At 55.5% G+C, this 2409-nt stretch carries 2 protein-coding genes and 3 tRNA genes; all 5 read left to right on the top strand.

What is annotated here, in order from left to right:
- Positions 1-802: 802 nt before the first annotated feature.
- Positions 803-1555, top strand: coding sequence for a glycosyltransferase family 25 protein (locus tag A9762_RS26935; RefSeq protein ID WP_069345039.1), 753 nt, complete (start codon positions 803-805; stop codon positions 1553-1555).
- Between the two features lie 163 nt (positions 1556-1718).
- Positions 1719-1804: transfer RNA gene (locus tag A9762_RS26930), tRNA-Tyr, on the top strand.
- Positions 1805-1878: 74 nt separating this feature from the next.
- Positions 1879-1952, top strand: a tRNA-Gly gene (locus A9762_RS26925).
- A 34-nt stretch (positions 1953-1986) separates the two neighbouring features.
- A tRNA-Thr gene (locus A9762_RS26920) sits at positions 1987-2061 on the top strand.
- Positions 2062-2131: 70 nt separating this feature from the next.
- A partial coding sequence (locus A9762_RS26915) for a GTP-binding protein (protein WP_240493730.1) occupies positions 2132-2409 on the top strand: 278 nt, incomplete at its 3' end.

Genomic DNA, 2409 nt, shown 5'->3' with positions numbered 1-2409 from the left:
TAACTCGTGTTGATCGCCGCTTCTGAGGCGCGTCGGGTGCCTCGATGGCGATGCTTCGCACGCTTCGACGATGCTGCACTGAATCACTTGATATCGTCTCGCTCGACGTCGGTTGTGTATCAAGGTCCCCGCAGCGTTAAAGTCCTGCTGGCCTGAATGACGCGATAACTTCAGCGCTTGGCGCGCACTGGCGGCTGACGGCTCTCAGAAGCCTCACCACACAACTTCCGAAAGAAGACGACGCGCTGCGTTTCATTGAAACCAGGTGCTCGGCGGACAACCTGACGTTCCAGCGTCGATGACGGTCTACCTGATCTCTGATCGGATGATTCTGCTGAGCGCACCTGGCCCCTCCTCGGTGGATTAATTCTGGCTTTGATATCGCTCGCCATCGAATATGCAAGCAGGTGCTTGCCGACGGCTTCTTGCGTGACCGGATTAAGCCCTCAGAAGCGGAGCATCAGTCCTCGCGTTGTTTGGCTCATCGCAGGATCATAGCGAATTCACCTTGATGAATTCGAGAGGGGGGATCTCTCGTATTCCAGTGTCGCAGTCAGGCATCTTTATTCTCTGGCTGAGCCAGTATGCGCAACCCTTTCGGGGCATTTCCTTCGCTTGTGCGACAAGAGACTTGATGTGGGGGAAGTGCCCCCGCTGACAATCCCCTGTCTGTCAGCGTGAGCCCAAATTAATGACGTTAAGCGCAATGCGACATATTTGGCGCTTATGCTATGCCCGTTTTGAATACCAAACCGAGACGTCCATCTAGTTTCGGAGGCTGAAAAAAAACGGGGATAGCAAGATGTTCGTTTCGGAGCTAAAACTGCCGCCAGTGGTCGTCGTGTCGCTGATCGACAGCCATGATCGTCGTGCCCATATCACTGGGCAACTAGAGAAGGCCGGCGTTCCGTTTCGGTTCTTCGATGCGGAGCGCATGTCGGAATATCCTGCGACATACGATGTGACGGCTCGTCTGAGAACGTATGCCAGTCACCTGACGCTCGGAGAGGTCGGTTGCTATGACAGCCATTACCGAATCTGGGAAGAACTTGCGTGCTCGAGTGATGACGCCTGGTGCGTACTGGAGGACGACGTCGATCTGGCGCCCGATTTCGGCAGTCGTCTGGTATTGGCACTGGAGGCTTCCGTGCGGTGGGGTATCCTGCGACTGAAAGACGGGGGATCTGCGGGGCGTTGGAAGGTTGAGCAGCTGCCAGACGGTAGCCTACTTCACGATCATCGCAAGCAGCCCGGCGGGACGCAGGGCTACCTGATTCGTCGGGAGGCTGCATTGGCGCTCCTGGGGTACGGAAGGCGCATGATTCACCCTGTTGACGACATGATCAATCGTAATTGGGAGCATGGAATTCGCATGATCTCGATGTCGCCGGATATCGTGGTGGACCGGGGCGACGACCTCGGTACGACGATCATCGGCCGGCAGAAGGCAAAGCGATCTCTCACCCAGAAACTGCGTCGCGAATTCCATATGGGGCGAGATAGTCTCAATCGCCATCTCGACGTATGGCGCCGGCGCCTGTTTGCTGGCGCTTAACGATGCAAACGAGTACCTTCCCATCTTTCCGATATCCCGAAAAATCAACAACTTGCCGCATACATCGAAATTTTGGTGAGCCGCAGGCACAAAAACTGCATATTTAATGCGTGGAAGGTGTTGACAAGGCGGGGGGACATCTCCATAATTGCAAATTCTCTGCGGAGGGGTGCCCGAGTGGCTAAAGGGGGCAGACTGTAAATCTGTTGGCTTACGCCTACGTTGGTTCGAATCCAACCTCCTCCACCAGAATGCGGAAGTGATGAGCGCCGGAAACAAGAGTTCCCGGCGCTTGTTACCAAGTGGCGAGAGTCGAAATCCAAGCGGGTGTAGCTCAATGGTAGAGCAGAAGCCTTCCAAGCTTATGACGAGGGTTCGATTCCCTTCACCCGCTCCAGGTGACGCGCAGACGAAGTTGCAGTACAGGATTCGCCCATGTGGCTCAGTGGTAGAGCACTCCCTTGGTAAGGGAGAGGTCGGCAGTTCGATCCTGCCCATGGGCACCAAAAGATAGTGAAAGCGCGGCAATCAACATGCCGAGCAACTCGGCAATAGATAACCCGTTAGGAGTCTGAAATGGCAAAGGAAAAATTCGAGCGGACTAAGCCGCACGTGAACGTCGGCACCATCGGTCACGTTGACCATGGCAAGACCACCCTGACGGCTGCTATCGCTACGGTTCTGTCGTCGAAGTTCGGCGGTCAGGCCAAGAAGTACGACGAAATCGACGCTGCACCGGAAGAAAAGGCACGCGGTATTACGATTAACACCGCGCACATCGAGTACGAAACGGCTAACCGCCACTACGCACACGTTGACTGCCCGGGCCACGCCGACTACGTCAAGAACATGAT

Source organism: Pandoraea sp. ISTKB (assembly GCF_001721285.1).
GTDB classification, from domain to species: Bacteria; Pseudomonadota; Gammaproteobacteria; order Burkholderiales; family Burkholderiaceae; genus Pandoraea; species Pandoraea capi.
The sequence above is the reverse complement of the archived record's forward strand: the minus strand, read 5'-3'. Positions and strand labels throughout refer to the sequence as shown.

Excerpts from the sequence above, each read along its gene's own strand:
- A9762_RS26935 (WP_069345039.1), top strand. The coding sequence starts at position 803 with ATGTTCGTTTCGGAGCTAAAACTGCCGCCAGTGGTCGTCGTGTCGCTG.